Raw genomic sequence first — 1,963 nt, forward strand, 5'->3', positions numbered from 1 at the left:
ACTCCGCATAGGTCAGCGACCCACCCTCGAACACCAACGCCGTCGCATCCGGCACCCGCGAAACCTGCTCGTCGAACAGATCCACCAGGGTCGCCGACCCGGTGGGGTGTGTGGTGTCGTTCCACGCCTCGAGCACGCGCGTGGTCTCCGCGGTGTCGAGGATCGGCAGGTCGCCGACCGGCAGGGCCGGGTCGTCGACCACGGCGTCGAGCACGCGGATGAACCGGGCGGCGAACTCCGCGACCGTCGATTCGTCGAACAGATCGGTCGCATAGGTGAAGTAGCCGGTGATGCCCGTGGGCGTGCCGTCGCCGCTGTAGCGGTCGGTGACGATCAGGTGCAGGTCGAACTGCGAGATCTCCATGTCGGTGTCGAGGCCGGAGATGGTGAGACCGGGGAGTTCGAGTGCGGCCTGCGCGAGGTTCTGGAACGACAGACCCACCTGGAACAGCGGGTGGCGTGCCGTGGATCGTGCGGGGTTGAGCACCTCGACGAGCCGCTCGAACGGCACGTCGGCGTTCGCGAACGCGCCGAGGTCGGCCTCACGGGTCCGTCCCAGGAGTTCGGTGAACGACGCGTCCGAATCGACGTGGGTCCGGAACACCAGCGTGTTGACGAACATGCCGATCAGGTCGTCGAGTTCGCGCTCGCCGCGACCGGCCATCGGCGTGCCGATCGCGATGTCGTCGCTCGAGGACATGCGTGCGAGGAACACCGCGAGCGCGGTGTGCAGCACCATGAACATCGTGGTGTTCGTGCGCCGGCCGAGATCGGCGAGGCGTCGGTGGAGTTCGGCCTCGACGGTGAAGTCGACGCGGCCGCCCCGGAACGACTGGACCGCGGGGCGTGGCCGGTCGCTCGGGAGATCGAGCTGGTCGGGCAGGCCGGCGAGGGCCTGCTTCCAGTACTCGACCTGCTTGGCGGCGAGCGCTTCCGGGTCGTCCTCGTCGCCGAGCACCTCGCGCTGCCAGATGGCGAAGTCGGCGTACTGCACCGACAGCGGCTCCCATGCCGGGGCGTCGCCCTGCGACCGCGCGACGTAGGCCGTCATGAGGTCGCGCGTGAGCGGACCCATCGACGAGCCGTCGGCGGAGATGTGGTGGACCACGAAGGCGAGGACGTAGTCGGATTCGCGGACCCGGAACAGTCGCGCACTCAGCGGCACGGCCGTGGTGACGTCGAAGATCGTCGCCGCGAGTTCCTGCACCGCGGTGACGATGTCCGTCTCCGCGACGTCCACCGGAGTCAGGTCGGGAACCGCCTGCGCGGCCGGCACGATGACCTGGACGGGACCGTCCTCGGTCTCCGGGTAGAAGGTGCGCAGCGATTCGTGGCGGGCCACGACGTCGCCGACTGCTGCCTGCAACGCGTCGACGTCGAGATCGCCGGTGAGCCGGATCGCGATCGGCACGTTGTAGGCCGACGACTCGGTGTCGAAGCGGTTGAGGAACCACATGCGCTGCTGCGCGAGCGACAGCGGGATCCGCGTGGGCCGCTCGACGGCTTCGAGAGGCCGGCGGTCGTCGCCACGCTGCGACTCGACCGCACCGGCGAGCGATTCGACAGCGGTGTTCTCGAACAGGGCGCGCACCGGAACCTTCGCACCGAGTGCGGCTCCGAGCCGGGAGGCCACCTGGGTGGCGAGCAGCGAGTTGCCGCCGAGTTCGAAGAAGTCGTCGTCGAGACCGACCTGTTCGACGCCGAGTACCTCGGCGAAGACCGCGGCGACGGCCTGTTCGGCCGGGCTGACCGGGGTCCGGAATTCGCGGGTCTCGAAGACCGGTTCGGGCAGGGCCCTGCGGTCGAGCTTGCCGTTGACGTTCAGCGGCAACGCATCGAGCGTCACGAACGCCGACGGCACCATGTACGACGGCACCCGCTTCGCCAGGTCGCTTCTGACGGTCGCCACATCGAGAGCCTCCGCCTCGGCGGGCACGACATACGCGACCAGCTGCGTGCCGAC

General features: G+C 69.1%; 1 protein-coding gene. It reads right to left on the reverse strand.

Annotated elements, in window-relative coordinates; all coding sequences use genetic code 11:
* The coding region (locus A8G18_RS22195; protein ID WP_245208017.1) for a condensation domain-containing protein at positions 1 to 1,963 on the reverse strand (1,963 nt) is incomplete at both ends.

Source organism: Rhodococcus gordoniae (genome assembly GCF_001646655.1).
In the GTDB taxonomy this organism is placed as follows: domain Bacteria; phylum Actinomycetota; class Actinomycetes; order Mycobacteriales; family Mycobacteriaceae; genus Rhodococcus; species Rhodococcus gordoniae.